At 51.3% G+C, this 24,983-nt stretch carries 14 protein-coding genes and 17 pseudogenes; 10 read left to right on the top strand and 21 right to left on the bottom strand.

Annotated features, from left to right (window positions below):
* Positions 1–16: 16 nt before the first annotated feature.
* A pseudogene (locus ACWWJF_RS10855) lies at positions 17–130 on the top strand (Arm DNA-binding domain-containing protein); the annotation flags it as partial.
* A 36-nt stretch (positions 131–166) separates the two neighbouring features.
* Here the strand turns inward: ACWWJF_RS10855 and ACWWJF_RS10850 are convergent.
* Positions 167–1,146: pseudogene (locus ACWWJF_RS10850) on the bottom strand (IS3 family transposase); the annotation flags it as partial.
* A 180-nt stretch (positions 1,147–1,326) separates the two neighbouring features.
* Positions 1,327–1,554: pseudogene (locus tag ACWWJF_RS10845) on the bottom strand (transposase); the annotation flags it as partial.
* A gap of 12 nt (positions 1,555–1,566) precedes the next feature.
* On the opposite strand from ACWWJF_RS10845, the pseudogene ACWWJF_RS10840 reads away from it, so the two are divergent.
* A pseudogene (locus ACWWJF_RS10840) lies at positions 1,567–2,274 on the top strand (tyrosine-type recombinase/integrase); the annotation flags it as partial.
* A gap of 216 nt (positions 2,275–2,490) precedes the next feature.
* Here ACWWJF_RS10840 and ACWWJF_RS10835 read toward each other — a convergent pair.
* Positions 2,491–2,637, bottom strand: a pseudogene (locus tag ACWWJF_RS10835) (transposase); the annotation flags it as partial.
* Positions 2,638–2,695: 58 nt separating this feature from the next.
* Between ACWWJF_RS10835 and ACWWJF_RS10830 the strand changes: the two are divergent.
* A protein-coding gene (locus ACWWJF_RS10830) for an IS1 family transposase (RefSeq protein ID WP_455868638.1) occupies positions 2,696–3,390 on the top strand; the annotation gives its coding sequence in 2 pieces (ribosomal slippage) (positions 2,696–2,939 and positions 2,939–3,390; 696 coding nt in all).
* Here ACWWJF_RS10830 and ACWWJF_RS10825 read toward each other — a convergent pair.
* The 3 genes and pseudogenes from ACWWJF_RS10825 to ACWWJF_RS10815 form a co-directional block, all read right to left on the bottom strand.
* On the bottom strand, positions 3,365–4,015 hold the full coding sequence (locus ACWWJF_RS10825; protein WP_455869434.1) for a ferredoxin-like protein: 651 nt from the start codon (positions 4,013–4,015) through the stop codon (positions 3,365–3,367). The genes ACWWJF_RS10830 and ACWWJF_RS10825 overlap by 26 nt on opposite strands.
* Before the next feature lie 713 nt (positions 4,016–4,728).
* Positions 4,729–6,228, bottom strand: a complete 1,500-nt coding sequence (gene glpD / locus ACWWJF_RS10820; protein ID WP_455869433.1) for a glycerol-3-phosphate dehydrogenase — start codon at positions 6,226–6,228, stop codon at positions 4,729–4,731.
* 233 nt (positions 6,229–6,461) lie between these two features.
* Positions 6,462–6,686: pseudogene (locus tag ACWWJF_RS10815) on the bottom strand (class II aldolase/adducin family protein); the annotation flags it as partial.
* A 72-nt stretch (positions 6,687–6,758) separates the two neighbouring features.
* On the opposite strand from ACWWJF_RS10815, the pseudogene ACWWJF_RS10810 reads away from it, so the two are divergent.
* A pseudogene (locus ACWWJF_RS10810) lies at positions 6,759–7,919 on the top strand (IS3 family transposase).
* 25 nt (positions 7,920–7,944) lie between these two features.
* Here ACWWJF_RS10810 and ACWWJF_RS10805 read toward each other — a convergent pair.
* Positions 7,945–8,661, bottom strand: a pseudogene (locus ACWWJF_RS10805) (IS5 family transposase); the annotation flags it as partial.
* Between the two features lie 79 nt (positions 8,662–8,740).
* Here ACWWJF_RS10805 and ACWWJF_RS10800 point away from each other — a divergent pair.
* The gene (locus ACWWJF_RS10800) at positions 8,741–8,980 is read left to right on the top strand and encodes a hypothetical protein (protein WP_455868475.1); all 240 of its coding nucleotides are present in this window, start codon (positions 8,741–8,743) and stop codon (positions 8,978–8,980) included.
* Here ACWWJF_RS10800 and ACWWJF_RS10795 read toward each other — a convergent pair.
* Positions 8,927–9,139, bottom strand: a pseudogene (locus ACWWJF_RS10795) (IS110 family transposase); the annotation flags it as partial. The gene ACWWJF_RS10800 and the pseudogene ACWWJF_RS10795 sit on opposite strands and share 54 nt — an antisense overlap.
* Positions 9,140–9,151: 12 nt before the next feature.
* Positions 9,152–9,298, bottom strand: a pseudogene (locus ACWWJF_RS10790) (transposase); the annotation flags it as partial.
* A gap of 58 nt (positions 9,299–9,356) precedes the next feature.
* On the opposite strand from ACWWJF_RS10790, the pseudogene ACWWJF_RS10785 reads away from it, so the two are divergent.
* A pseudogene (locus ACWWJF_RS10785) lies at positions 9,357–10,051 on the top strand (IS1 family transposase).
* Positions 10,052–10,104: 53 nt separating this feature from the next.
* Here the strand turns inward: ACWWJF_RS10785 and ACWWJF_RS10780 are convergent.
* Positions 10,105–10,839: pseudogene (locus tag ACWWJF_RS10780) on the bottom strand (IS4 family transposase); the annotation flags it as partial.
* A gap of 69 nt (positions 10,840–10,908) precedes the next feature.
* On the opposite strand from ACWWJF_RS10780, the gene ACWWJF_RS10775 reads away from it, so the two are divergent.
* Complete coding sequence (locus ACWWJF_RS10775; RefSeq protein WP_455868673.1) at positions 10,909–11,949, top strand: IS481 family transposase; 1,041 nt, start codon at positions 10,909–10,911, stop codon at positions 11,947–11,949.
* 270 nt (positions 11,950–12,219) lie between these two features.
* On the opposite strand, the gene ACWWJF_RS10770 is transcribed toward ACWWJF_RS10775, so the two are convergent.
* From ACWWJF_RS10770 to ACWWJF_RS10755, 4 genes are read right to left on the bottom strand one after another with little or no spacing between them, the layout of a single operon-like run.
* A complete protein-coding gene (locus ACWWJF_RS10770) occupies positions 12,220–14,388 on the bottom strand; it encodes a YjbH domain-containing protein (protein ID WP_455869432.1) in 2,169 nt (722 codons plus the stop codon).
* Complete coding sequence (locus tag ACWWJF_RS10765) at positions 14,388–15,167, bottom strand: capsule biosynthesis GfcC D2 domain-containing protein (RefSeq protein WP_455869431.1); 780 nt, start codon at positions 15,165–15,167, stop codon at positions 14,388–14,390. The genes ACWWJF_RS10770 and ACWWJF_RS10765 overlap by 1 nt, the downstream gene beginning before the upstream one ends.
* Positions 15,168–15,176: 9 nt before the next feature.
* Entirely contained in the window at positions 15,177–15,902 is a 726-nt protein-coding gene (locus tag ACWWJF_RS10760; RefSeq protein ID WP_455869430.1) for a YjbF family lipoprotein, read from the bottom strand.
* A 27-nt stretch (positions 15,903–15,929) separates the two neighbouring features.
* Entirely contained in the window at positions 15,930–16,169 is a 240-nt protein-coding gene (locus ACWWJF_RS10755) for a hypothetical protein (RefSeq protein ID WP_455869429.1), read from the bottom strand.
* A gap of 398 nt (positions 16,170–16,567) precedes the next feature.
* Between ACWWJF_RS10755 and ACWWJF_RS10750 the strand changes: the two are divergent.
* Positions 16,568–17,028, top strand: a pseudogene (locus ACWWJF_RS10750) (IS5 family transposase); the annotation flags it as partial.
* Positions 17,029–17,081: 53 nt separating this feature from the next.
* Here the strand turns inward: ACWWJF_RS10750 and ACWWJF_RS10745 are convergent.
* Positions 17,082–17,798 (bottom strand): annotated as a pseudogene (locus tag ACWWJF_RS10745) (IS5 family transposase); the annotation flags it as partial.
* 79 nt (positions 17,799–17,877) lie between these two features.
* Between ACWWJF_RS10745 and ACWWJF_RS10740 the strand changes: the two are divergent.
* On the top strand, positions 17,878–18,117 hold the full coding sequence (locus tag ACWWJF_RS10740; protein WP_455868475.1) for a hypothetical protein: 240 nt from the start codon (positions 17,878–17,880) through the stop codon (positions 18,115–18,117).
* Here the strand turns inward: ACWWJF_RS10740 and ACWWJF_RS10735 are convergent.
* The 5 genes and pseudogenes from ACWWJF_RS10735 to ACWWJF_RS10715 form a co-directional block, all read right to left on the bottom strand.
* Positions 18,064–18,330 (bottom strand): transposase, encoded by a 267-nt coding sequence (locus tag ACWWJF_RS10735; protein WP_455869428.1) that lies wholly within the window; start codon positions 18,328–18,330, stop codon positions 18,064–18,066. The two genes, ACWWJF_RS10740 and ACWWJF_RS10735, sit on opposite strands and share 54 nt — an antisense overlap.
* A 98-nt stretch (positions 18,331–18,428) precedes the next feature.
* Positions 18,429–19,121 (bottom strand): annotated as a pseudogene (locus ACWWJF_RS10730) (IS110 family RNA-guided transposase); the annotation flags it as partial.
* A gap of 8 nt (positions 19,122–19,129) precedes the next feature.
* Positions 19,130–20,298, bottom strand: a protein-coding gene (locus ACWWJF_RS10725; RefSeq protein WP_455868400.1) for an IS3 family transposase whose coding sequence is annotated in 2 segments (ribosomal slippage) — positions 19,130–20,043 and positions 20,043–20,298 — 1,170 coding nt in all. Because the reading frame shifts where the segments join, the coding sequence is not laid out codon by codon here.
* A 482-nt stretch (positions 20,299–20,780) separates the two neighbouring features.
* Entirely contained in the window at positions 20,781–22,220 is a 1,440-nt protein-coding gene (locus tag ACWWJF_RS10720) for a glycoside hydrolase family 1 protein (protein ID WP_455869427.1), read from the bottom strand.
* 73 nt (positions 22,221–22,293) lie between these two features.
* A pseudogene (locus tag ACWWJF_RS10715) lies at positions 22,294–22,773 on the bottom strand (integrase core domain-containing protein); the annotation flags it as partial.
* Positions 22,774–22,847: 74 nt separating this feature from the next.
* Between ACWWJF_RS10715 and ACWWJF_RS10710 the strand changes: the two are divergent.
* Positions 22,848–24,016, top strand: a protein-coding gene (locus ACWWJF_RS10710) for an IS3 family transposase (protein ID WP_455869426.1) whose coding sequence is annotated in 2 segments (ribosomal slippage) — positions 22,848–23,103 and positions 23,103–24,016 — 1,170 coding nt in all. Because the reading frame shifts where the segments join, the coding sequence is not laid out codon by codon here.
* 4 nt (positions 24,017–24,020) lie between these two features.
* On the opposite strand, the pseudogene ACWWJF_RS10705 reads toward ACWWJF_RS10710, so the two are convergent.
* Positions 24,021–24,586, bottom strand: a pseudogene (locus ACWWJF_RS10705) (helix-turn-helix domain-containing protein); the annotation flags it as partial.
* Between the last annotated feature and the right edge of the window lie 397 nt (positions 24,587–24,983).

Here is a 24,983-nt window from a genome sequence, read left to right as displayed (position 1 = left end):
ACTAAGTGACCCACCCATGTTAACGGATAGCAAGATCCGCTCAGCAAAAAACCTCGAAAAATCATACAAGCTCACCGATGTGTTAGGGCTTCATCTAACGATATCTACTCATGGTGCTAAACGGTGGTATGATCTTGACCCACCATCTCCGGACAGCTTTTGTATCTTAAGTTAACGATGCCCGCTGGCGCCGATATTCTCTTGGGGAGTTGTATCCCAGCGCACTGTGCGGATGGTTTTCATTGTAATGATTGAACGCCGCTGCAAGATTCTTCAGCGCTGTTCGCACATCGGGTTTTGGCATGAAGGCGATGTAATCTTCCTTCATCGTCTTCACGAACCGTTCTGCCATGCCGTTACTCTGTGGACTGCTCACTGCTGTTGTGCAGGGCTCCAGATTCAGTTCTCTGGCGAACTTCCGCGTTTCATGCGCTGTGTACGCTGAACCATTATCCGTCAGCCATTGCACTGGTTTATCCGGCAGCGCGCTACCGAAGCGTTTTTCCACCGACCTCAGCATCACATCCTGCACGGTTGAACTGTCATAACCCCTGGTGCTCGCTGCCCAGTCTATGGCCTCCCGGTCGCAGCAGTCCAGTGCGAACGTCACCCGCAGCTTCTCGCCGTTGTCACAACCGAACTCGAAGCCATCTGAGCACCAGCGCATATCGCTCTCTGCTACCGCGATTTTGCCTTTATGCTCCCGCTTCGGACGTTCAGTTTTATCATGCAACAACAGCAGGTTATGCTCGCTCATTATCCTGTAAAGCCGTTTGGCGTTCACCGGTGGAAATCCCTCTGCACGACGTTGCTTACCCAGGATACCCCACACTCGGCGGTAACCGTAACTGGGCATGTCGCTGATGATACGGAGGATGTCCGATAATATCTCAGCATCAGCTTCGTCATTACGCCGGTTGCTGCGCCTGTCCAGCCAGTCGGCAGAACGGTTAACCCGCAGTGACAGCTGCGCACGCGACACGCTCATGGCGCGGCTGACCAGAGCTATTCCCCGTCCTTTGGCAACAAGGGCGCGTGCGCTATCCATTTTCGCGACTGGCGGTACTCCACTGCTTCTTTGAGGATCTCAACTTCCATCGTCTTCTTACCCAGAAGGCGCTGTAGCTCCCGGACCTGCTTGAGGGCATATCGTTATACACATCTTTTGGCCATTTTTTGAACAGGATGCTCAGAACCCCGTGAATTAAGGCATTCAAGCCATCCCATTGGCTTTTTGAGGTTCAAAATGCCACTCTGAGATAAACCCGTAACTAATTGATTAAACAGTGCGTTAGAAAGATGTGTATAACGATATGGCTTGAGGGCAGTCGCCAGCGCCGAAGCTGGAACCACTTCTTCTCCGGCCGCAACGGCGGTGAGGCTTCCTTCCTGGTATTGCTTCTTCCACTTAAACAAAAGGCTGGGCTGGATGCCATGCAGGCGGGCTACATGGGAGACGTTCATCCCCGGCTCCATTGTCTGCTGAATGATGGCGATTTTCTCTTGCGGAGTTTTACGCTTACGGACTTCTTGCCCTAACAGGATCCCGGTCATTTCAAAATTAGCATGATTGTTAGACATATATCTAAGCCTATCTCTTATCTGGAGATACAGCTACTGTCTGGTGTTACAGGGGGCTACATCAGTGCTAAACGGTGGTATTTCCGCTATACCTTCGACCGTAAAGAGAACCGCCTCGCCCTTGGCGCTTACCCGTTGATTTCATTGGCAGCAGCCCGCGAAAAGCGCGATGCAGCGCGCAAGTTGCTGGCGTCTGGACTCAGCCCTTTTCAGCTTCGTAAATCGAACAATCCCGCCGTTGAGGAATCCCGCACCTTTCGGTATATCGCAACAGCGTGGCACACCAGCAGCCTTAAGCTTTGGTCGGACGCGCACGCCGATAAAATTCTTACCTGCCTGAAACGCTACTTTTTCCCCACGATTGGCGCGATGGATATCGCTCAGATTGAAACCCGCGACCTGGCACAACTGGTTAAAGCGATTGACGATAAAGGCGTGCATGACGTCGCTGGTCGGGTGCGCCAGCATCTGACTAAAATCATGCGTCACGCGGTGCAGCAAGGCGTGATCAAATACAATCCAGCTTACGATCTGGATAGCGTTGTGACCCAACATCACCCTGTCCTGCCGTTGAAACGCCTACCAGAACTGCTGGTGAAGATTGATAGCTACCAAGGTCGGATGCTAAATCTACTAGCGCTGGAACGTAATCTCCATGTTTCCCTGTGCGCCAGTGAGCTTCGTCTTGCCCGCTGATATCAGCAATATCGTCCCATGGAACCAGCACATCCATGCTGTCAAGAAAGCGGGATTTACGGGAGGAATAGCGGGAAATGGCTGGCATCGTAAAAACTTCATGATAAAGAGAGTGTTATACTCTAATAAGTCACAATTAAATCGCACCTTCATTAATCCTCTGAGAAAAAAGTTATAAGCGGTTATAAAATGTTTCCTCCTAGGCTGTGTCCCTTAATTACATAACCTCTGGTAAAACAGGCGGATGCAGCCCAGTTTCAACATTGCCAGATAATTCCTCGCCGTTTTGTCGTAACGTGTCGCAATGCGACGGTATTCTTTCAGACGGCCAAAGCACCGCTCAACAACGTTCCGATTGCGGGTAATGCCTTAAAATAGTTGGCTTTTGTGATATTCTGCCGCTATTTGAGGTTTCCACGTGGTTACTGTTTTTGTTCATTGCCCTCGCTGCCATTCAGATAAAGTTTATCGACATGGCCTTAGTCCAACTAAGCGCGAACGCTTCCGGTGTCAGTGCTGTCGCCGTGTATTCCAGCTTACCTACCGCTATGAAGCGCGAAAGCCGGGAGTCAAAGAGCAGATCGTTGATATGGCCTTCAACGGTGCCGGTGTTCGCGATACCGCCAGAACGTTGAAAATCGGCATCAATACGGTCATCCGGGCTTTAAAAAGCTCTCGCCCCGCAGGATAACGTCTTCGCCCGTTGCTCACGCCGACGTCGCCCTTATCTGTGAACTTGATGAGCAATGGAGCTTCGTTGGCAGTAAGGCACTACAGCACTGGCTCTGGTACGCTTACAATACCAAAACGGGCGGTGTTCTGGCCTACACTTTTGGCCCCCGAACCGATGAGACCTGCCGTGAATTGCTGGCTCTGTTGACACCGTTCAACATCGGCATGATTACCAGTGACAACTGGGGCAGCTATGCAAGAGAGGTTCCGAAGCAGAAACATCTGACTGGCAAGATCTTCACGCAACGCATAGAGCGCAATAACCTGACGCTCCGTACCCGCATTAAACGACTGGCGCGTAAAACGATTTGCTTCTCGCGCTCCGTCGAGATCCACGAAAAAGTCATCGGAGCCTTCATCGAAAAACACATGTTCTACTAATTGGAGTCATTACCCACTCGATAATGGATAATGCCCCGGTCGGGCACGCCGTCGCACATTCACCGCACAGAATGCATTTGCCCGATTTTTTGGTCTTCGGGTTAACGGTCGCCATCATCCAGGGACAGGCGGTGGTACAGGCGGCGCAGCAGATGCAGCGCTTGGTGTCCACGGCGATGCTGCCATGCTCTTCATTGAAGGCGATCGCCTTGATAGGGCAGGCTTTCATGCATTCGGGATCTTTACACTGCCGACAAGTGTCAGTGGTGAAATTGAGATCGCCGTACAGGCCGCCGCCGGAGCCAAGCCCACCGTCGCCGTAGTAGAAATGGCGATGGATTTTGACGCGTGAAAAATAGGAACCAACGCTACCGTCATTAAACGACGTGCAGGCGGTTTCGCAGCGATGGCACCCAGTGCAGCGGGCGCGGTTTGTCACCAGCACGCCTTTGGGGGTGGTCGTCAGCCCGATAACGCCGCTGTCGATCTGTTCCTGTCGGCACCCCAACAGTGAAAGCAGTGCTGGCGCAATAGTGATCCCTGTCAGGCCTTTGCCTGAAATCCGCAGGAATTCGAGTCTTGTTAATCCCAGATCCAATAAAGGACGCTCAACCTGATTAGGCATTTAATTTTCATCCTCCGCATACCCGAATACATGAGCACGGAAATCAACGCAGTACAAAACACGCAACAAGGCGGCAAGAAATAACGTGACAGTAAACACTAATCGTTATATAAAATAAGTAATAACGATATCTCATCACAACGGCTTATTACCCGCGTCTGTTTTGCGAACTGACTTACGATGCAATGTTGAATAGGACGGAGGTCATGATCTGCTATCAGCACTAATAATAGAGTACTTGATATGCAATTTATTACTCCGTTAATCATTAATAAGAATGGGTATTTTATTGCATTTATTCTGTGAGCTATATCGTAGAAAAATAAATAACCATTTATTTTTTTGCGTGTATTGATTATTATTCTTATTTACATCCTGTCAGATATATATTTTATCCATCGCTTTCCTTCATGTGATAAATATATTCCTCAATTTCAAATTCTATTAACATAATAAATAACATTGTGCGCAATGTTTATTAGCATTCGTTTATTATTTACTGTTACTGACCCGGTTTGTTTTTTTGAGATGACACTGTTTTGACTTGCGTCTGTGAGAACCGATTAGCGCGAAGCGGGGAAAAATGATTAACCACATTTTTTACATGGTTAACGGGCGTTGTATCCCGCGAAATGTTAACGTTTCTTTCGTGTAAAAAACGAACAGGTTACCTTTCGGTAACCTGTCGTTGGAGGAGCGGTCTGGCAGGAAAATTATTGTGCGGCAACCTTGGATTGGCGATAGGCACTTAGCCAGTCAGCAACGCGCTGTTTCTGCTCATCATTCAGCCACATGCCCAGCTTGGTACGACGCCAGATGGCATCCTCCACGCTGACAACCCACTCTTTGTCGGCCAGATAGCGCAATTCAGCTTCGTAGAGATCGTGTCCGAAGTTTTCGCCGAGGTCGTGAATGCCTGTAGCGTTCGTCAGGATCAGCTCGCTGTGGGAGCCGTAGGTGCGGGCATAGCGACGCGCCAGCGATTCCGGCAGATTGAAGCGACGGCGCAGCGCAGCCGCGTATTCGTCGCGCGTACCGGCCAAATCGCCGCCGGGCAGTACCGCGTTTTGCGTCCAGGCCTGACCACTGTGAGGATAGTATTTTGCCAGCTTCTCCATCGCGTGTTCTGCCAGCTTGCGGTAGGTGGTCAGCTTGCCGCCAAATACCGACAGCAAAGGCGCTTTGCCGTGTTCATCCGCCACTGACAGCGTGTAATCACGGGTAATGGCCTGCGGAGAATCCGACTCGTCATCGCACAGCGGGCGCACGCCGGAATAGGTCCATACGATATCGTCTCTCGTCAGCGTCTTTTTGAAGTGATCGTTGTAGACATCCAGTAGGTAGGCCACTTCTTTGTCGTCGATCTTCACTTCATGCGGATCGCCGTGGTATTCCACGTCGGTGGTGCCGATGATCGAGAACTCATCCTGCCACGGAATCACAAACACGATGCGGTTATCTTTGTTTTGCAGAATGTAGGCCTGCGGTTCATCGTGTACGCGAGGCACAACAATGTGGCTGCCTTTGATCAGGCGAATGCCATAAGGGGATTTCAGCTCCAGACCGTGATCGAAGAACTCTTTCACCCAAGGCCCCGTGGCGTTGACCAGCCCTTTCGCCTGCCAGGTGTGGGTTTCCCCGGTTACGCTGTCGACGGCATCGATGATCCACAGATCTCCTTCACGACGCGCCCGCGTCACTTTGGTGCGGGTACGCACTTCGCCACCGCGTTTCACCACTTCCTGCGCGTTCAACACCACCAGACGCGCATCGTCTACCCAGCAGTCGGAATATTCGAAACCGCGCGTTAATTCGGGTTTGAGTACTGAATCTTTGCCAAATTTCAGGCCGTGGCTGGCGGGCAGGCTGACGCGTTTGCCCAGATTGTCATACATAAACAGCCCGATACGGATCATCCAGGCCGGGCGCAGGTGCGGCTGATGGGGCAAACGGAAGCGCATTGGGAATATGATGTGCGGTGCCATCTTCAGCAATTTTTCACGCTCGGAGAGCGTTTCGCTCACCAAACGAAACTCGTAATGTTCCAGGTAGCGCAGGCCGCCGTGGATTAATTTTGAACTGGCAGAGGAGGTGGCGCTAGCAAGATCCTGAGCTTCCAACAGCAGCACAGACAAGCCACGGCCCGCGGCATCGGCTGCAATGCCTGCGCCGTTGATGCCCCCACCGATTACGATAAGGTCTTTGGTTTCCACGCGTTCTCCTCCGTGTCCCAAAAAAGGTCAAAATTTTCATTTTCGAACATTATCATAATCGAAAACAAACACCACAGCCAAGGATTAACCAAATAAAAACATTTAGGCGTGATGCAGATAACATATTGTTGAAGGTTTTCACATAAAGTATAGGGGATTGGTGCGAGGAAGGGCGCGTAATTGGCAGAGAATACGGCCATTTCTCACGTTGGAGAGGAATGGCCGTCAAGGCGTTATTTTTGCCCGTAGTAGGCGTTCGGACCGTGTTTACGATTAAAATGCTTGTGCTGCAACGCACTATCGAGCGGGCGTAAATGGGGATTCAGCGTGCAGGCGAGCCAGGCCATGCGCGCCACCTCTTCCAGCACCACCGCATTGTGCAGCGCTTCTTCTGCATCTTTGCCCCAGCAGAACGGCCCATGCTGGTAGGCAATCATGCCGGGTGTGTGCAGCGGATTGTAGTGGCACACTGATACTGGCCACCTGATCGGAGGTGATATGCTCACCTCATCAACACGACAGGTGACCTCATGGGTAAACATTTTACGGCGGAATTTAAGCTCGAAGCCGCAAAGCTGGTTGTCGACCACGGCTACACATACGTTAAGGCCGCAGAGGCGGTTAATGTCAGCCATTAGTCGCTGGGTCAATAAGCTTCGCCTTGAACGACAGGGAAAAACGCCAACGGGACTTCCTCTTACCCCTGAACAGCTCGAGCTGCGTGAGATGAAGAAAAAAGTCCAATGCCTTGAAATGGAGAACGAAATCCTAAAAAAGGCTACGGCGCTCTTAATGTCGGACTCACTCAACGGTTCACGGTAGTCGACAGGCTGAGGGCGCGATACCCGGTCACGGCGTTGTGCCAAACTTTTGAGGTACATCGCAGCAGCTACAGGCACTGGCAGGCTTCCGCTAATGAACCCGACGGTGAGCGCGTGGTTAAGTGTAGCCGCGTCATGGAAGCCTGGAACGCCAGCGGCGGCTCTGCCGGCGCTCGAAGTATCGCGACCATCGTCACCGGCAGCTCCGGTGTCAAAATGGGGCGCTGGCTGGCTGGCAAGCTGATGAAGGAGCTGGGTATCGCCAGCTGCCAGCGACCGGCTCACAAATACAAACGCGGCGGCAATGAACACGTTGAAATACCGAACTATCTCAACCGCCAGTTCGCGGTTACCGCGCCGGATCAGGTCTGGTGCGGCGATGTGACCTACATCTGGACGGGCAAATGCTGGGCTTACCTTGCGGTGGTGCTAGACCTGTTCGCCCGCAAACCGGTGGGCTGGGCCATGTCGACGTCGCCGGACTCGGCGCTGACAGTTAAAGCGTTGCAGATGGCCTGGGAACTCCGGGGACAACCAACAGGAGTCATGTTCCACAGCGACCAGGGCAGCCACTATACCAGCCGTCAATACCGGCAAGCCCTGTGGCGCTGCCGGATAAAGCAGAGTATGAGTCGGCGGGGTAACTGCTGGGATAATGCGCCAATGGAGCGGTTCTTCCGCAGCCTGAAGACAGAATGGGTGCCGACAAAGGGTTACAACAGCTTCAGCGAAGCCCAGGACGCGATTATCCGCTACATCACGGGGTATTACAGCGCTATCCGGCCTCACTGGTATAACGGCGGCTTAACTCCAAACGAATCTGAGCGACTGTTCTACATACAGTCTAATGCGGTGGCCAATATTAGTTGACCACTACAGTGCCCCAATTCGATTGTTACGTGATGCGAATACTGTTCGGCATTCCTAATAGCGTGATCCGGTTAAGCGCTTTGGCCATCGCCATGGCTTCACCCACCTGAGCATCGTAGTCACGCAGACTTAGATGACCACCCAGAAGCGTTTTGAACCGGAACATGGCCGTTTCAGCCACTGAGCGTCGGTGATAGCCCACTTTCTTTTTCCAGGTATCGTTGCTGCCGCTCAGGCGCTGATTTGCAACAGCGTGGTTACGCTCGTGGTAGTGGTCCGGCCAATATTGCGCCCCCCTTCGCGGCGGGATAAGCGGCCTTATTTTCTTCCTCAGCAGAGCATCATGGCAGTAACCTGTATCGTAAGCGCCGTCAGCCTATGCCTCTCTGATTTTCCGGTGGGTCTGGTTTATCAGTGCCGGTAGAGCCTGGGCATCAGTCGTACCACTGAGCGACAAATCCGCACAGATAATCTCATGCGTCGCACTGTCTACTGCCAGATGCAGCTTACGCCACACCCTGCGTCTGTCGGCACCATGCTGCCGGACTTTCCATTCGCCTTCGCCAAAGACCTTCAGGCCGGTTCCATCAATGACCAGATGTGAGATTTCACCACGGGTTGGCGTTTTTATGCTGATCTTCACTGTCTTTGCTCGCTTGCTGAGCAGCGAATAGTCTGGACAATGCAGCGACAATTTAATCAGTTTAAAAATCGAGTCAACAAAACCCTGTAAAGCCCTCAATGAATCTATGGTCACCCCCATTTTTGCAACACTGATCTTTGATTAATGGTGGGCTTGCTTAAATCTATCCGACGTCTTTATGGCCAAGGATGCCCGCGCCACGATGAGTTTCGCACCTGATATTCCTAAAAAGGCCATCGGCTTCATTGAGCCATTTTCATTTTTTGGTTTTATATCAGGCCGTCAGGCCGTTCATGTCATCAATAATCAGTCTTCGCAAAACCAGATGGGTAACTTCGTTAAATTGCTGACTGTTAGACCAGCATTACTGTTCAAACACGGTATTTCGTGTCGTTATTGCCCAAGCTATTCGAGCTAATTTATTTGCTAATGCACAGCACACAACGCAAGAATGTTTCCTGCCCAACTGAGACCTTACCCAATCAGCTAATCTCTCTGATTGATGGTCAATTCTTAGGATAAATACCCGCGCACATTGAACAAGCAATCGGCGAAGGTTTTTATCTCCACGCTTGCTAGGCTGTGTCCCTTAATTACATAACCTCTGGTAAAACAGGCGGATGCAGCCCAGTTTCAACATTGCCAGATAATTCCTCGCCGTTTTGTCGTAACGTGTCGCAATGCGACGGTATTCTTTCAGACGGCCAAAGCACCGCTCAACAACGTTCCGATTGCGGGTAATGCCTTAAAATAGTTGGCTTTTGTGATATTCTGCCACTATTTGAGGTTTCCACGTGGTTACTGTTTTTGTTCATTGCCCTCGCTGCTATTCAGATAAAGTTTATCGACATGGCCTTAGTCCAACTAAGCGCGAACGCTTCCGGTGTCAGTGATGTCGCCGTGTATTCCAGCTTACCTACCGCTATGAAGCGCGAAAGCCGGGAGTCAAAGAGCAGATCGTTGATATGGCCTTCAACGGTGCCGGTGTTCGCGATACCGCCAGAACGTTGAAAATCGGCATCAATACGGTCATCCGGGCTTTAAAAAGCTCTCGCCCCGCAGGATAACGTCTTCTCCCGTTGCTCACGCCGACGTCGCCCTTATCTGTGAACTTGATGAGCAATGGAGCTTCGTTGGCAGTCAGGCGCTACAGCACTGGCTCTGGTACGCTTACAATACCAAAACGGGCGGTGTTCTGGCCTACACTTTTGGCCCCCGAACCGATGAGACCTGCCGTGAATTGCTGGCTCTGTTGACACCGTTCAACATCGGCATGATTACCAGTGACAACTGGGGCAGCTATGCAAGAGAGGTTCCGAAGCAGAAACATCTGACTGGCAAGATCTTCACGCAACGCATAGAGCGCAATAACCTGACGCTCCGTACCCGCATTAAACGACTGGCGCGTAAAACGATTTGCTTCTCGCGCTCCGTCGAGATCCACGAAAAAGTCATCGGAGCCTTCATCGAAAAACACATGTTCTACTAATTGGAGTCATTACCAAAAAAAGCGGCACCCGACACCCACCTTGAGTCACCTCGTTATACACATCTCTGTTCGTGCCTGAGCGCGCGTAGCGTTTCGGCGGCCGTCATGACTTTCTGCAAGCCTTTCCAGATAGTTTTTGCGCCTGGTTCACCGTCGCCTTTTCGAGCAAGAAAGCCTCCCAGTTGCGCAACTAAGCGCAATACTTCGTTTAGCTTAGGGCGGCCCTTGGGCATACGCTTGTTCATCAGTAGGTAAGCTCCATGAGTCTCGTCGGAATCAAAGAACAACATTGCGTCCAGCTCTGGACAGGTTCGTCCCATACGCATTAAATAGGCGATGCGCCATGCCACGATCATGAACAGCGCCAATGCCCGCTCAATGCGATCCACGGTCGATAACTGTAACGCTTCGACACAGCAGCCGTTCTTCAGCACATTGAAGAACATCTCGATTTCCCATCTAGCCCGATACCAGTCGATCAGCTCCACGATATCTTCTCGTCCTTCAGGTACGCGATTGCTCAGCAACCGCCACTCGACCGGCTTCACGCCTGCTGGCGGCTCAATTTCCTTGGCTATCATACAAGTCACTGCCAACCCGCAACGCAGCGACACTCGCTTCACGCGCAGTGCCTGTTTCACCGTACGCGCCTTCTGCCCCGCGCGAGCCGCCATAACGAATTGGATTTCTCCCACCGGCACGGTCTTTCCAACCTTCTGCCAAAGCTTCTCATTACAGTCCAGACTGCGATTATGTGTATTAGTCGCGACTTGATCTGACACTGGACCTTGAAAGGTTGAGAGTTACCGGTTTTGATATGGGTGTCGAATCCTTATACAAAACACGAGGTAACTCTCATGCTTCATACTAACAATCCCATCATCAAACACAAAGCCGGCCTGCTCAATCTCGCCGAAGAACTCGGTAACGTATCAAAAGCCTGTAAAATCATGGGGGTGTCACGCGACACGTTTTATCGCTATCAGGAACTGGCGGCAGAAGGCGGCATTGACGCTCTGGTTAACCAAAACCGCCGGGTTCCCAACCTGAAAAACCGTGCTGATGAAGCCACTGAACGTGCGGTTGTTGATTACGCCATTGAGTTCCCGGCTCATGGCCAGCACCGGACCAGTAATCAGCTGCGTAAAAAAGGCGTCTTCATTTCTGGCAGCGGTGTGCGCTCCATCTGGCAACGACACGATCTGGAAAACTTTCGTAAGCGCCTGAAGGCACTTGAGGAAAAAGTTGCCAGAGAAGGCATCGTACTTACTGATGCTCAAATCGCTGCACTGGAGAAGAAGGCGCACGACGACGAAGCCTGTGGTGAAATAGAGACTGCTCACCCGGGTTATCTGGGGTCGCAGGACACCTTCTACGTGGGTAATCTGAAAGGTGTTGGCCGTATCTACCAGCAGACGTTCGTGGATACGTACTCGAAAGTGGCGCACTGCAAGCTTTACACGAGTAAAGCACCGATCTCTGCCGCCGACCTGCTCAATGATCGCGTGCTGCCGTTCTACGAAGCTCAGGGGCTGCCAATGCTAAGAATACTGACGGACAGGGGGACGGAGTATTGCGGTAAAGTGGAACAACATGACTATCAGCTGTACTTGGCTATCAACGATATAGACCATACGAAAACGAAAGCGATGTCTCCGCAGACAAACGGTATCTGCGAGCGCTTCCATAAAACTATTTTGCAGGATTTTTATCAGGTTGCGTTCCGTAAGACGTTATACGAGGACCTAGAAAGTCTACAAAAGGATCTGGACAACTGGTTGTGGCATTACAATAATGAGCGAACTCATCAGGGTAAAATGTGCTGCGGGCGTACGCCAATGGCCACGTTACTTGATGGTAAACGAGTCTGGGCAGAAAAAAATCTGAACCAGATTTAATCTGACAGACACCTGTATAAATAACCGGTAACTGTCAGATTAGGTCTGAGCTAATACAATTTAACAGACATGACGCCTCTTCCATTGCATCAAAGGGTGAATAGTATGACCTAAATCATGCCATTCACTGCACATTAACGCAGTTAATTTCTTATTTATATCGTTACCTGAAACTCGCACAACGTCCACTGTGAGCCGATAATATTCCTTTATAAGGTAGCGGCCCTACTCTAGAGAGTAACGCCAGTTGATGCCTTCTACGTATTGCTATTAGCGGATTTCACCTGCCACGCCATAGAGGCCGTTGCGTCGTTGCAACATCTGACCACCGTCACGCGTCAGCGGCACCCAGCCGACAGCACCGCGTTTCACCGTCGGTTCGGTAAACATTAAATCGAACGGAATAGAGATATAGAACCCCTTGGTAAAGCTGCCTTCGCCGTAGTCTTTAGTGCTGACATCGGTTTTGGTGGCAAACACCCCGGCAACAATGCCGCTGTCAAAGCGACGCGACAGATCGACCGTTACACCATAGTCTCCGGCCAGATAGCGCCCAACGCTGATTTTCGCAAAAGATCCTTCAACGTAAGGCATTTCCCAGTAAGCCGTAAGGTGTCCGGTAACGACATCATAATCCGCCGTGCGCATGATATCATTCCAGTCACGCTGCTTGACATAGTTGACATCCAGCCCCAGCGCCCAACGCTCGCCAAAGGGACGGTACAGCACTTCTGAACCAACGCCCGCGTACATCATTTCCAGATAACCGCCATACACCTGGGTATACCAGTCTGTTGCCGGGTTATCCATGCGTGTCAATTGCAGGTTGGTCAGCAGCAAATCTGAAGAGGTTACGTATTCACGAATCCAGGTTCTGACGCGCGGTAAAGTGGTATCAGTCGGTGGCGTTTTGTAATTGAAGCGATCGTAATTGTTGATCAGGTTTAATGACGCTGCACCACCCACAGACCAGTGATCGCTCAGACGATAATCCGCACTGCCTTTCAGCGCCACTTGATACATATAGAACGATTCCGCGCCGCCGACGGATTGCGTCAAAGTCGGCTCGATACCATAGGTCAAGCGCGATGGCTCGCTGCGTAGCACCGGCTGCCCGTTGATATCAGAGAGCGGTTCAGCGCGGTGGCTGACCGGTTCCGGCTGCCCTAGCGGGGTAGACGCGGTTTGCACCTCACGGAACGCTTTGCTATCCACCGCCGTGCTTTCTATCGGCAAACGCTCGTTACGCCGTACTATGTGGTATTCCGCTACGCTCTCGGGCACATGATTTGCTAAAACGGTGGCCGCACGCTGATTAGCGTCGTTCTTATCGCGGTACTTATCCTGATCGGCAACAATGGTGACCTGATGCGCATCGGCATAAATATCAGCATCGCTGTATCCCGCCTTCTCATCCAGCTCACGCGCTACCTGCTGCCAGTTGGTGCCGTTCTCTGAATGGACAGGCGCGTACACCGGCGGAACATCTTCAGGGTGTGATTGACGTAAATCATTAAAGTTGGTGTGCAGGCTAAAGCCCCACATCAAGGTGTTGCCACGCTGCCAGGAAAGGGTAGTGTCAAAATAGTCGCTGACGCGATAAACCATACCGATATTGAAGGGGGAGTCTTGTTTGATTTTTCCGTCTGCTTTTTTCCGACTAGTAATAAACTCCGAAGCTTCATGGCTATAATCATTGCCATCATACTCCAGCTTAAAGCGCAGCGGATTCCATGGGGTCTGGTACTCTATCCCACCAAACAGAGCAGCAGGGCCATGGAAAAAGTTCCCCACCTCAAACTGCCCGCCGCCCGTTTTAAAACTATCACTACGTTGACAAAAGCTGGCTTTAAACTCACAGGCAGGGTTTTTAATATTTCCACTCTGCCCAATATTGCCCCAGCCAATGCCGAATGTGAAATCAAACGGTCCCATACGCTTGCTGGCAACCAGGTACTCGCTATCAAACAGCCCCGTACCGGCAATATCACGTAAGCCAAATGAGACATACGGCAGCCATGCGCTTTCCTGCCACAGCCGAGCCTTAAGATCGAAGGCCTTATCTTTATAGCTTTGGTTGCCACTAAAGTCGGTGTTGTTGCTGTAAGCTCGCGTGCGAATATCCGTATAACGCACAGTGGTTTCCAACCAATCAAACAGTTGCAACGACACGGAATAACGCCGGTATTCATCATTATCGCGGTAGTTAAGGTTAAACTCACCGCTGCGCGCCATGCGCGCCGTCGACATTTGCAGCAACCCGGTGCCACCAAAATCAGACTGCGATACGCCTGCACTGTCAAAATGGGTATTCGAGTTGGTGACGCCCTTAATCATATCGCTTTGCGGGGCGACATCTTGCGCAATAGCCTGACCCGCCAATGCGCTGCCGATGGCCAACGACAGACAGCCTATTGTAAATCTTCTGTTCTTTGTCATTAGTGTGGGATCCGGTTAGCTAGAAAATCAGCGATTTGATCGTTCAAAGAAGCGAATTCGTTGGGTAAGACACTGGGGTTGAAACCAATAAACAGCGTTTCACCCGCGGCGGGCTCAATGTGCTGCTGGTTCCACAACGCCAGTGGCACCTTGCGCCATGTGCCTTGCCCATCGATAAGGTAACCGGCATCCTGATTGGCACCCGCCAGAAAACGACGATCCAGCACATAATCCCGAATCGTCCAGCCCGATTGCAATACCACATCTCCCACCGTTTTCAGCTCAGCCACATCAGCATCGGTGTTGATAAGCCCTGCCAACGTAAAACGTGATGCCAACGGTGCAATATAGAGCGCATAGTCACCGACAAGGGGGCGGTTAACGCGTGGATTTAGCCGAATTCTGTCGGGATCGAGCGGCGTGGAGATTCGCCCGGCCACGTCAACCTGATCCAACATTTTACGCATCAACCAGGCGGAGATCGCCAGATCGCCATCGCCAGAGTTGCGCCAGCGGGTTTCAAGCTCGACCAACGATTTACGCAGTGTTTCTGCCTGCGCATAAATCTTTTTCGTACTGGCGTAATCAGAAATCAACGCAGTGCGCCAGTTAACATCGGCAGGAAACGCCACCTGTTGATAAAACTCAATCAGTCGTGTGCCATCTGCTTTCTTTACCACCGCCAGCGTTTGCTGTGGGGTTTTTACTGTCAACTGCGCTGCCTGTGCCGCCCCCACTGTAAACAGCATCAGGAGTGCCATACGGGAAAATGCCAACATGTCAGTCCCTTATTGTACGTAGGGTTTTAATACCGTGAATTTGACCAGTGCCATGTCCGGCCCCATATATTGCCAGGTTTGCACTACCTGCCCTGAGCCGGGTTCCAGCCAATAGGTGTTGGTATATTCAGCGTTTAATGCTGATACCGAAACCTGCTCGGTAAATTTAAGCAATTGGCGCGGCTTACCCAGAATCGTCACCGTTTCTTTACCTCGTGCCTGAAACACGGATTCAACCGCATAATCACCGCGCTGCACCTGTGACCAGGCCATTTTCCCCTGCCAATGCATCGGGGCTGACGGTTTTAGCAGACCTACCGCAAGCGGGTCGGGCGTGACATTAATCACGTGGGCAATATCTTCACCAAAGCCCTGCGTTTTCACAATACGCCCCTGCTGCATCACCAGAATGTTACTGTCTGCACCGATCCACTTAAGCTGATTATTTTCTGCGAAGGCCAACACTACAAAGGCCTGAGAAGCCTTGCCAATCTTAAGATAGGCAGAAGCATAAGGCGTTTTTTCAACCCGGTCAGCAGAAACCAGCACATCATCCGTTCCCCAAATCGCCAGTTTGGCGGTTTTTTGAAACGCATCCATATTTCGAGAACAACCGGTCAATGCCAGCGCGAACAGTGGCAGTAATATCATCGCACTGCGTTTTGCCACGAGCGTTATTTTTATCATTGCGTGAATGTCTCGCGAAACAGCCAGAAATAATAAAAGAAAGGCCACCGAAGTGGCCTTGGTTGTAAAATGACTTTACTGAACAGTACCGGTAGTGGTAGTTGCGGTATTGCCGTTATCGTCATTGCTGGCAACAGCAACGGCAACACCAACAGCTACCGCAGCAGCCACACCCACAGCAATCAGCGCAGTGGTGCCAGCAGCGGCACCCGCACCAGCAGCACCCGCCGCCACAACGGACGAGGTGGTGGTGCCAACTGCCGCACCAGGCGCTGCAGCAAACGCGCTAGAGGACATGGCGACTGCCAGGGCCAACGTAAGTAACGTCTTCTTCATTACGATTTCCTTTATTAACAAATGAAGCGCTTCAGGGCGGAATACCGTTCCGAGGAACCGCATCCCAACCTTCTTTAACCGCGATGCGCGGCACAGCCAACTCCGACTACATAGCTTCACTGAGGAGATAGATTCTCAGCAATAGATATAAGACAGAGAGTCTTAACGCTCCCCATCATGTGACTCTGTTTTTTTACACAAGCTTAAAAATAGCAAGATCTCGCTACAATAAACAGCAAAATTGTAAATTACGCTCTTGTCAACGTTAACAAAAATGCACTGCAAGAAAAAGGAAATTATCCATAACACAATGATTAGGCTGTGTCCCTCAATCCCATGAGTTATACTAACTGTTTGTTTCTACATCATTTTGAACTATGGCTCGCTACGACCTTCCCGATGAAGCATGGGCTATCATCCAGCCCTTACTCCCTGCTGAACCAGCAACACCACAGGCCGGACGCCCATGGGCTGAGCATCGCATGATTATCAATGGCATGTTCTGGGTGCTGTGCTCTGGTGCCCCATGGCGTGATTTACCTGAGCGATACGACCCATGGAAAACCGTTTATAACCGCTTTAACCGATGGTCAAAATCGGGAGTCATTAACATTATTTTCAATAAGTTATTTTCATCATTTGATGCCCATGGCCTCGTGGACTGGTCAGCGACTGCGCTGGATGGTAGCAATATCAGGGCGCTGAAATGTGCTGCCGGTGCTCAAAAAAACATCCCGATATCACCGGAGATAATGGGCTGGGTCGCTCTCGAGGTGGTTTTGGCACCAAAATCCATATGGCTACAGACGGAAGTGGTCTTCCGTTAAACATCGTGTTGAGGGCTTTGTTGAATAAATCAGAACTTGTAACGACTGTGCCCCAGGTCGATTGTTACGTGATGCGAATACTGTTCGGCATTCCTAATAGCGTGATCCGGTTAAGCGCTTTGACCATCGCCATGGCTTCACCCACCTGAGCATCGTAGTCACGCAGACTTAAATGACCACCCAGAAGCGTTTTGAACCGGAACATGGCCGTTTCAGCCACTGAGCGTCGGTGATAGCCCACTTTCTTTTTCCAGGTATCGTTGCTGCCGCTCAGGCGCTGATTTGCAACAGCGTGGTTACGCTCGTGGTAGTGGTCCGGCCAATATTGCGCCCCCCTTCGCGGCGGGATAAGCGGCCTTATTTTCTTCCTCAGCAGAGCATCATGGCAGTAACCTGTATCGTAAGCGCCGTCAGCCGATGCCTCTCTGATTTTCCGGTGGGTCTGGTTTATCAGTGCCGGTAGAGCCTGGGCATCAGTCGTACCACTGAGCGACAAATCCGCACAGATAATCTCATGCGTCGCACTGTCTACTGCCAGATGCAGCTTACGCCACACCCTGCGTCTGTCGGCACCATGCTGCCGGACTTTCCATTCGCCTTCGCCAAAGACCTTCAGGCCGGTTCCATCAATGACCAGATGTGAGATTTCACCACGGGTTGGCGTTTTTATGCTGATGTTCACTGTCTTTGCTCGCTTGCTGAGCAGCGAATAGTCTGGACAATGCAGCGACAATTTAATCAGTTTAAAAATCGAGTCAACAAAACCCTGTAAAGCCCTCAATGAATCTATGGTCACCCCCATTTTTGCAACACTGATCTTTGATTAATGGTGGGCTTGCTTAAATCTATCCGGCGTCTTTATGGCCAAGGATGCCCGCGCCACGATGAGTTTCGCACCTGATATTCCTAAAAAGGCCATCGGCTTCATTGAGCCATTTTCATTTTTTGGTTTTATATCAGGCCGTCAGGCCGTTCATGTCATCAATAATCAGTCTTCGCAAAACCAGATGGGTAACTTCGTTAAATTGCTGACTGTTAGACCAGCATTACTGTTCAAACACGGTATTTCGTGTCGTTATTGCCCAAGCTATTCGAGCTAATTTATTTGCTAATGCACAGCACACAACGCAAGAATGTTTCCTGCCCAACTGAGACCTTACCCAATCAGCTAATCTCCCTGATTGATGGCCAATTCTTAGGATAAATACCCGCGCACATTGAACAAGCAATCGGCGAAGGTTTTTATCTCCACGCTTGCTAGGCTGTGTCCCGCAATTCATTTTCACTGATTGGAAATGAGGAAAATATATCAAACATGTTCGTTTTTTGGCTAATTCCGTGTGCTTTTACTGTCAGAAACTGTCTAATTTGTACGATTTTTCACCTGTCAGGTAATTAAGGGACACAGCCTAATACCCAGCCGAGTATTCTTCCCTCCAGTACTGTATTGGCGGGGTACAAGACCGGTGGAAGCGGCAAAATTACGACTGTTTTCATATTGCTTGCCATCGCCTAACTGTGATGACAAAACGCTGGCTGTTATCGGTACAACACCAGGGATGGTCATTAAATGCTGGCCAGTTTCATCTAGAGAGAGTGCATGCCCAAGTTCTCTTTCGAGCTCTGCTATCTGCCCAACCAAATATTGGTAATGATCGTGTAATCGAAGCAGCAACTGTGCCAGATAAGGTGGCAAGTCATTATCAGCCAGAACAGCTGAAAGCCTTTTGATTACCGCAATACCTTTCGGCATGCTGATACCAAACTCCAGTAAAAAAGCATGCATTTGGTTAGTCGTTTTAACGTTGTCTCTGACCAACGACTCCCTGACGCGATGCAAGGTTCGCATAGCCTGCTGAGCCTCAGTTCTTGGCTGCACAAACCGCATGGAAGGGCGTGATCCGGCTTCGCATATTGCTTCGGCATCAACGAAATCGTTCTTGTTGCTCTTGACAAAAGGGCGGACAAACTGCGGAGAGATCAACTTTACTTCATGCCCCAGCTCACTGATCCGACGAGCCATAAAATGGGCACCGGCGCAGGCTTCCATTACAACGGTAGTAGGTGTACACGTAGCCAGAAACTCGATGAGTTTGGTGCGGGTTGTAGTGGTCAACTAATATTGGCCACCGCATTAGACTGTATGTAGAACAGTCGCTCAGATTCGTTTGGAGTTAAGCCGCCGTTATACCAGTGAGGCCGGATAGCGCTGTAATACCCCGTGATGTAGCGGATAATCGCGTCCTGGGCTTCGCTGAAGCTGTTGTAACCCTTTGTCGGCACCCATTCTGTCTTCAGGCTGCGGAAGAACCGCTCCATTGGCGCATTATCCCAGCAGTTACCCCGCCGACTCATACTCTGCTTTATCCGGCAGCGCCACAGGGCTTGCCGGTATTGACGGCTGGTATAGTGGCTGCCCTGGTCGCTGTGGAACATGACTCCTGTTGGTTGTCCCCGGAGTTCCCAGGCCATCTGCAACGCTTTAACTGTCAGCGCCGAGTCCGGCGACGTCGACATGGCCCAGCCCACCGGTTTGCGGGCGAACAGATCTAGCACCACCGCAAGGTAAGCCCAGCATTTGCCCGTCCAGATGTAGGTCACATCGCCGCACCAGACCTGATCCGGTGCGGTAACCGCGAACTGGCGGTTGAGATAGTTCGGTATTTCAACGTGTTCATTGCCGCCGCGTTTGTATTTGTGAGCCGGTCGCTGGCAGCTGGCGATACCCAGCTCCTTCATCAGCTTGCCAGCCAGCCAGCGCCCCATTTTGACACCGGAGCTGCCGGTGACGATGGTCGCGATACTTCGAGCGCCGGCAGAGCCGCCGCTGGCGTTCCAGGCTTCCATGACGCGGCTACACTTAACCACGCGCTCACCGTCGGGTTCATTAGCGGAAGCCTGCCAGTGCCTGTAGCTGCTGCGATGTACCTCAAAAGTTTGGCACAACGCCGTGACCGGGTATCGCGCCCTCAGCCTGTCGACTACCGTGAACCGTTGAGTGAGTCCGACATTAAGAGCGCCGTAGCCTTTTTTAGGATTTCGTTCTCCATTTCAAGGCATTGGACTTTTTTCTTCATCTCACGCAGCTCGAGCTGTTCAGGGGTAAGAGGAAGTCCCGTTGGCGTTTTTCCCTGTCGTTCAAGGCGAAGCTTATTGACCCAGCGACTAATGGCAGAATGGCTGACATTAACCGCCTCTGCGGCCTTAACGTATGTGTAGCCGTGGTCGACAACCAGCTTTGCGGCTTCGAGCTTAAATTCCGCCGTAAAATGTTTACCCATGAGGTCACCTGTCGTGTTGATGAGGTGAGCATATCACCTCCGCTCAGGTGGCCAGTATCAGTGTGCCACTACAGTCTCTATTCGGAGACAGTTGGGTTATTCATGCTTGGCGCAAGCTGTGAGCCGGGAGGATAGGTTGCGAAATTGATGCGTTTTAAATTATATATTTTTCAATAAATTAGGTTGATTTATTTTTTTTCAATATCACGACAATCTGGCACGGTTCATGCTATAACCCCGTAGATGCTCATTCCGCCTTCTATGTTTGCTTCGGCTTCATAATCCTGGGAATGACGCAGAGCCGTTTACAGGTGCCTATCGTCCACCTCCAGATGACGTTGTGATTAGCCTTTTCACTGCATTTCACGACACCATCGGACTTTTCGGACATTACGTTGAGTGAGGCACTCTACTGTAGTCTTTTATGACCTGATCTTATTCAACGCTTGCCGTTTATTGGCAAGCGTTTTTTTGCGCCATTTTTAGGGCGTTAGATCTTCGCCGTGGGTGGCAATGACCTTTTGATACCATGAGAAGGATTTTTTCTTGTGGCGATCGCCGCTGCCAGAAAGAGTGTCATCGAGATCGACATAAATAAAGCCATAGCGCTTGGACATTTCGCCCGTCGACATACTGACCAGATCGATACAGCCCCAAGGGGTATAGCCCATCAGTGTCACACCGTCAGCAATGGCATCGGCCATCGCCTCAATATGCTGGCGCAGATAATTGATGCGGTAATCGTCCGCCACGTAGAGGTTGCTGTCGGGTTTATCGATCGCACCTAATCCGTTTTCGAGCAAAAACAGTGGCTTACCGTATCGGTCATAGAGCTGATTCAGCGCGATGCGCAGGCCGGTTGGGTCGATCTCCCATCCCCATTCGCTCGCCTCGAGAAACGGGTTGCGCGTTCCCCCGAGTAAATTGCCTTCGGTGTCTTCACCCTGCGCGTGGGTTTCATTCACGGTGGTCGACATGTAGTAGCTGAAACCGATGTAATCGACGGTATGATTTGCCAGCAGTTCAAGATCGCCAGCTTCGATCGCTAAAGTGACGCCGAGCGAGTCCCACAATCGTTGCGCATAGTAGGGGTATTTGCCGTTGGCTTGCACATCGGCACAATAGAAATTGAAGGACTGCGTGCGTTGCATGGCCGCCAACTGATTAACCGGGTTGCTGTCGTAGGCGTAGGTGGTGGCATAAATAATCATGCAGCCCATCTGGATGTTCGGATTGACTTCGCGGGCAATTTTTGTTGCCAGACTGCTGGCGACAAACTGGTGATGCCATGCCTGAAATTTCGCCTGTGCGTCCCGGGCTCCGGTTTTGACGACGAGCCCCTGGCTCATGATCGGAAAATGCGCAGCGCTGTTGATCTCGTTGAAGGTCATCCAATATTTGACCTTGTGCCCGAAACGCTCGAGCACCGTGCGAGAAAAACTCTCGAAAAAACCGACCAGCGCGCGGTTTTTCCAACCGCCATAGACGGTGGCCAGATGCAGAGGCAGTTCGTAGTGAGAAATCGTGATGACCGGTTCAATGCCGTGGGCAAGACAGGTATCAATAACCGCATCGTAGTGTGCCATACCTGCTTCATTGGGCGTTTGTTCCACACCGTTAGGGTAGATACGGGTCCAGGCAATGGAAAAACGGTAACACTTGAAGCCCATTTCAGCGAACAGCGCGATATCTTCCTTGAAACGGTGATAATGGTCGATGCCCTTGTGGTTAGGGTAAGTATAACGCGCGGTATCCAGCGAAAAATCGAAGGATTCGGACGCAACGATGGCTAATCGTGCTTTGCCGCCTGGAAGGGTGTCCACAATCGACAGTCCCTTTCCCGCTTCATCGTATGCGCCTTCTACCTGATTGGCGGCGGTGGCTCCGCCCCAAAGGAATGCGGGAGGAAATCGTGTACTCATGGGCTGCTCCTTTTGTGTATTAGCTCAGACCTGATCTGACAGTTACCGGTTATTTATACAGGTGTCTGTCAGATTAAATCTGGTTCAGATTTTTTTCTGCCCAGACTCGTTTACCATCAAGTAACGTGGCCATTGGCGTACGCCCGCAGCACATTTTACCCTGATGAGTTCGCTCATTATTGTAATGCCACAACCAGTTGTCCAGATCCTTTTGTAGACTTTCTAGGTCCTCGTATAACGTCTTACGGAACGCAACCTGATAAAAATCCTGCAAAATAGTTTTATGGAAGCGCTCGCAGATACCGTTTGTCTGCGGAGACATCGCTTTCGTTTTCGTATGGTCTATATCGTTGATAGCCAAGTACAGCTGATAGTCATGTTGTTCCACTTTACCGCAGTACTCCGTCCCCCTGTCCGTCAGTATTCTTAGCATTGGCAGCCCCTGAGCTTCGTAGAACGGCAGCACGCGATCATTGAGCAGGTCGGCGGCAGAGATCGGTGCTTTACTCGTGTAAAGCTTGCAGTGCGCCACTTTCGAGTACGTATCCACGAACTGTAGTGGCACACTGATACTGGCCACCTGAGCGGAGGTGATATGCTCACCTCATCAACACGACAGGTGACCTCATGGGTAAACATTTTACGGCGGAATTTAAGCTCGAAGCCGCAAAGCTGGTTGTCGACCACGGCTACACATACGTTAAGGCCGCAGAGGCGGTTAATGTCAGCCATTCTGCCATTAGTCGCTGGGTCAATAAGCTTCGCCTTGAACGACAGGGAAAAACGCCAACGGGACTTCCTCTTACCCCTGAACAGCTCGAGCTGCGTGAGATGAAGAAAAAAGTCCAATGCCTTGAAATGGAGAACGAAATCCTAAAAAAGGCTACGGCGCTCTTAATGTCGGACTCACTCAACGGTTCACGGTAGTCGACAGGCTGAGGGCGCGATACCCGGTCACGGCGTTGTGCCAAACTTTTGAGGTACATCGCAGCAGCTGCAGGCACTGGCAGGCTTCCGCTAATGAACCCGACGGTGAGCGCGTGGTTAAGTGTAGTCGCGTCATGGAAGCCTGGAACGCCAGCGGCGGCTCTGCCGGCGCTCGAAGTATCGCGACCATCGTCACCGGCAGCTCTGGTGTCAAAATGGGGCGCTGGCTGGCTGGCAAGCTGATGAAGGAGCTGGGTATCGCCAGCTGCCAGCGACCGGCTCACAAATACAAACGCGGCGGCAATGAACACGTTGAAATACCGAACTATCTCAACCGCCAGTTCGCGGTTACCGCACCGGATCAGGTCTGGTGCGGCGATGTGACCTACATCTGGACGGGCAAATGCTGGGCTTACCTTGCGGTGGTGCTAGACCTGTTCGCCCGCAAACCGGTGGGCTGGGCCATGTCGACGTCGCCGGACTCGGCGCTGACAGTTAAAGCGTTGCAGATGGCCTGGGAACTCCGGGGACAACCAACAGGAGTCATGTTCCACAGCGACCAGGGCAGCCACTATACCAGCCGTCAATACCGGCAAGCCCTGTGGCGCTGCCGGATAAAGCAGAGTATGAGTCGGCGGGGTAACTGCTGGGATAATGCGCCAATGGAGCGGTTCTTCCGCAGCCTGAAGACAGAATGGGTGCCGACAAAGGGTTACAACAGCTTCAGCGAAGCCCAGGACGCGATTATCCGCTACATCACGGGGTATTACAGCGCTATCCGGCCTCACTGGTATAACGGCGGCTTAACTCCAAACGAATCTGAGCGACTGTTCTACATACAGTCTAATGCGGTGGCCAATATTAGTTGACCACTACAAACGTCTGCTGGTAGATACGGCCACACCTTTCAGATTACCCACGTAGAAGGTGTCCTGCGACCCCAGATAACCCGGGTGAGCAGTCTCTATTTCACCACAGGCTTCGTCGTCGTGCGCCTTCTTCTCCAGTGCAGCGATTTGAGCATCAGTAAGTACGATGCCTTCTCTGGCAACTTTTTCCTCAAGTGCCTTCAGGCGCTTACGAAAGTTTTCCAGATCGTGTCGTTGCCAGATGGAGCGCACACCGCTGCCAGAAATGAAGACGCCTTTTTTACGCAGCTCATTACTGGTCCGGTGCTGGCCATGAGCCGGGAACTCAATGGCGTAATCAACAACCGCACGTTCAGTGGCTTCATCAGCACGGTTTTTCAGGTTGGGAACCCGGCGGTTTTGGTTAACCAGAGCGTCAATGCCGCCTTCTGCCGCCAGTTCCTGATAGCGATAAAACGTGTCACGTGACACCCCCATGATTTTACAGGCTTTTGATACGTTACCGAGTTCTTCGGCGAGATTGAGCAGGCCGGCTTTGTGTTTGATGATGGGATTGTTAGTATGAAGCATGAGAGTTACCTCGTGTTTTGTATAAGGATTCGACACCCATATCAAAACCGGTAACTCTCAACCTTTCAAGGTCCAGTGTCAGATCAAGTCGCGACTAATACACCTTTTGTTATCCAAAATGAAACCGGTTTCATTTATGCCCGTCATACTTCAAGCTGCATGTGCGTTGGCTACACTCGTTATTCGGCCCATCCCTAGGCCTCACCTCTTACGAGGCCGCCGCACGCGGCGTTCAAATCTGCTCCCGGCAGATTTGTCACCCGAATCACTTACCTGAGTAAGCTCATAGGGATGAATGAACCTCATTCCTGAGGTTCACCCTACGGACCAGCGCTTGCCGCCTTCCTGCAACTCGAATTATTTAGGGTATATTGCGTAACGGTATAAAAAAGAGTCT

The organism is Symbiopectobacterium sp. Eva_TO (assembly GCF_053848865.1).
This window is presented reverse-complemented; position numbering and strand designations above follow the sequence as displayed.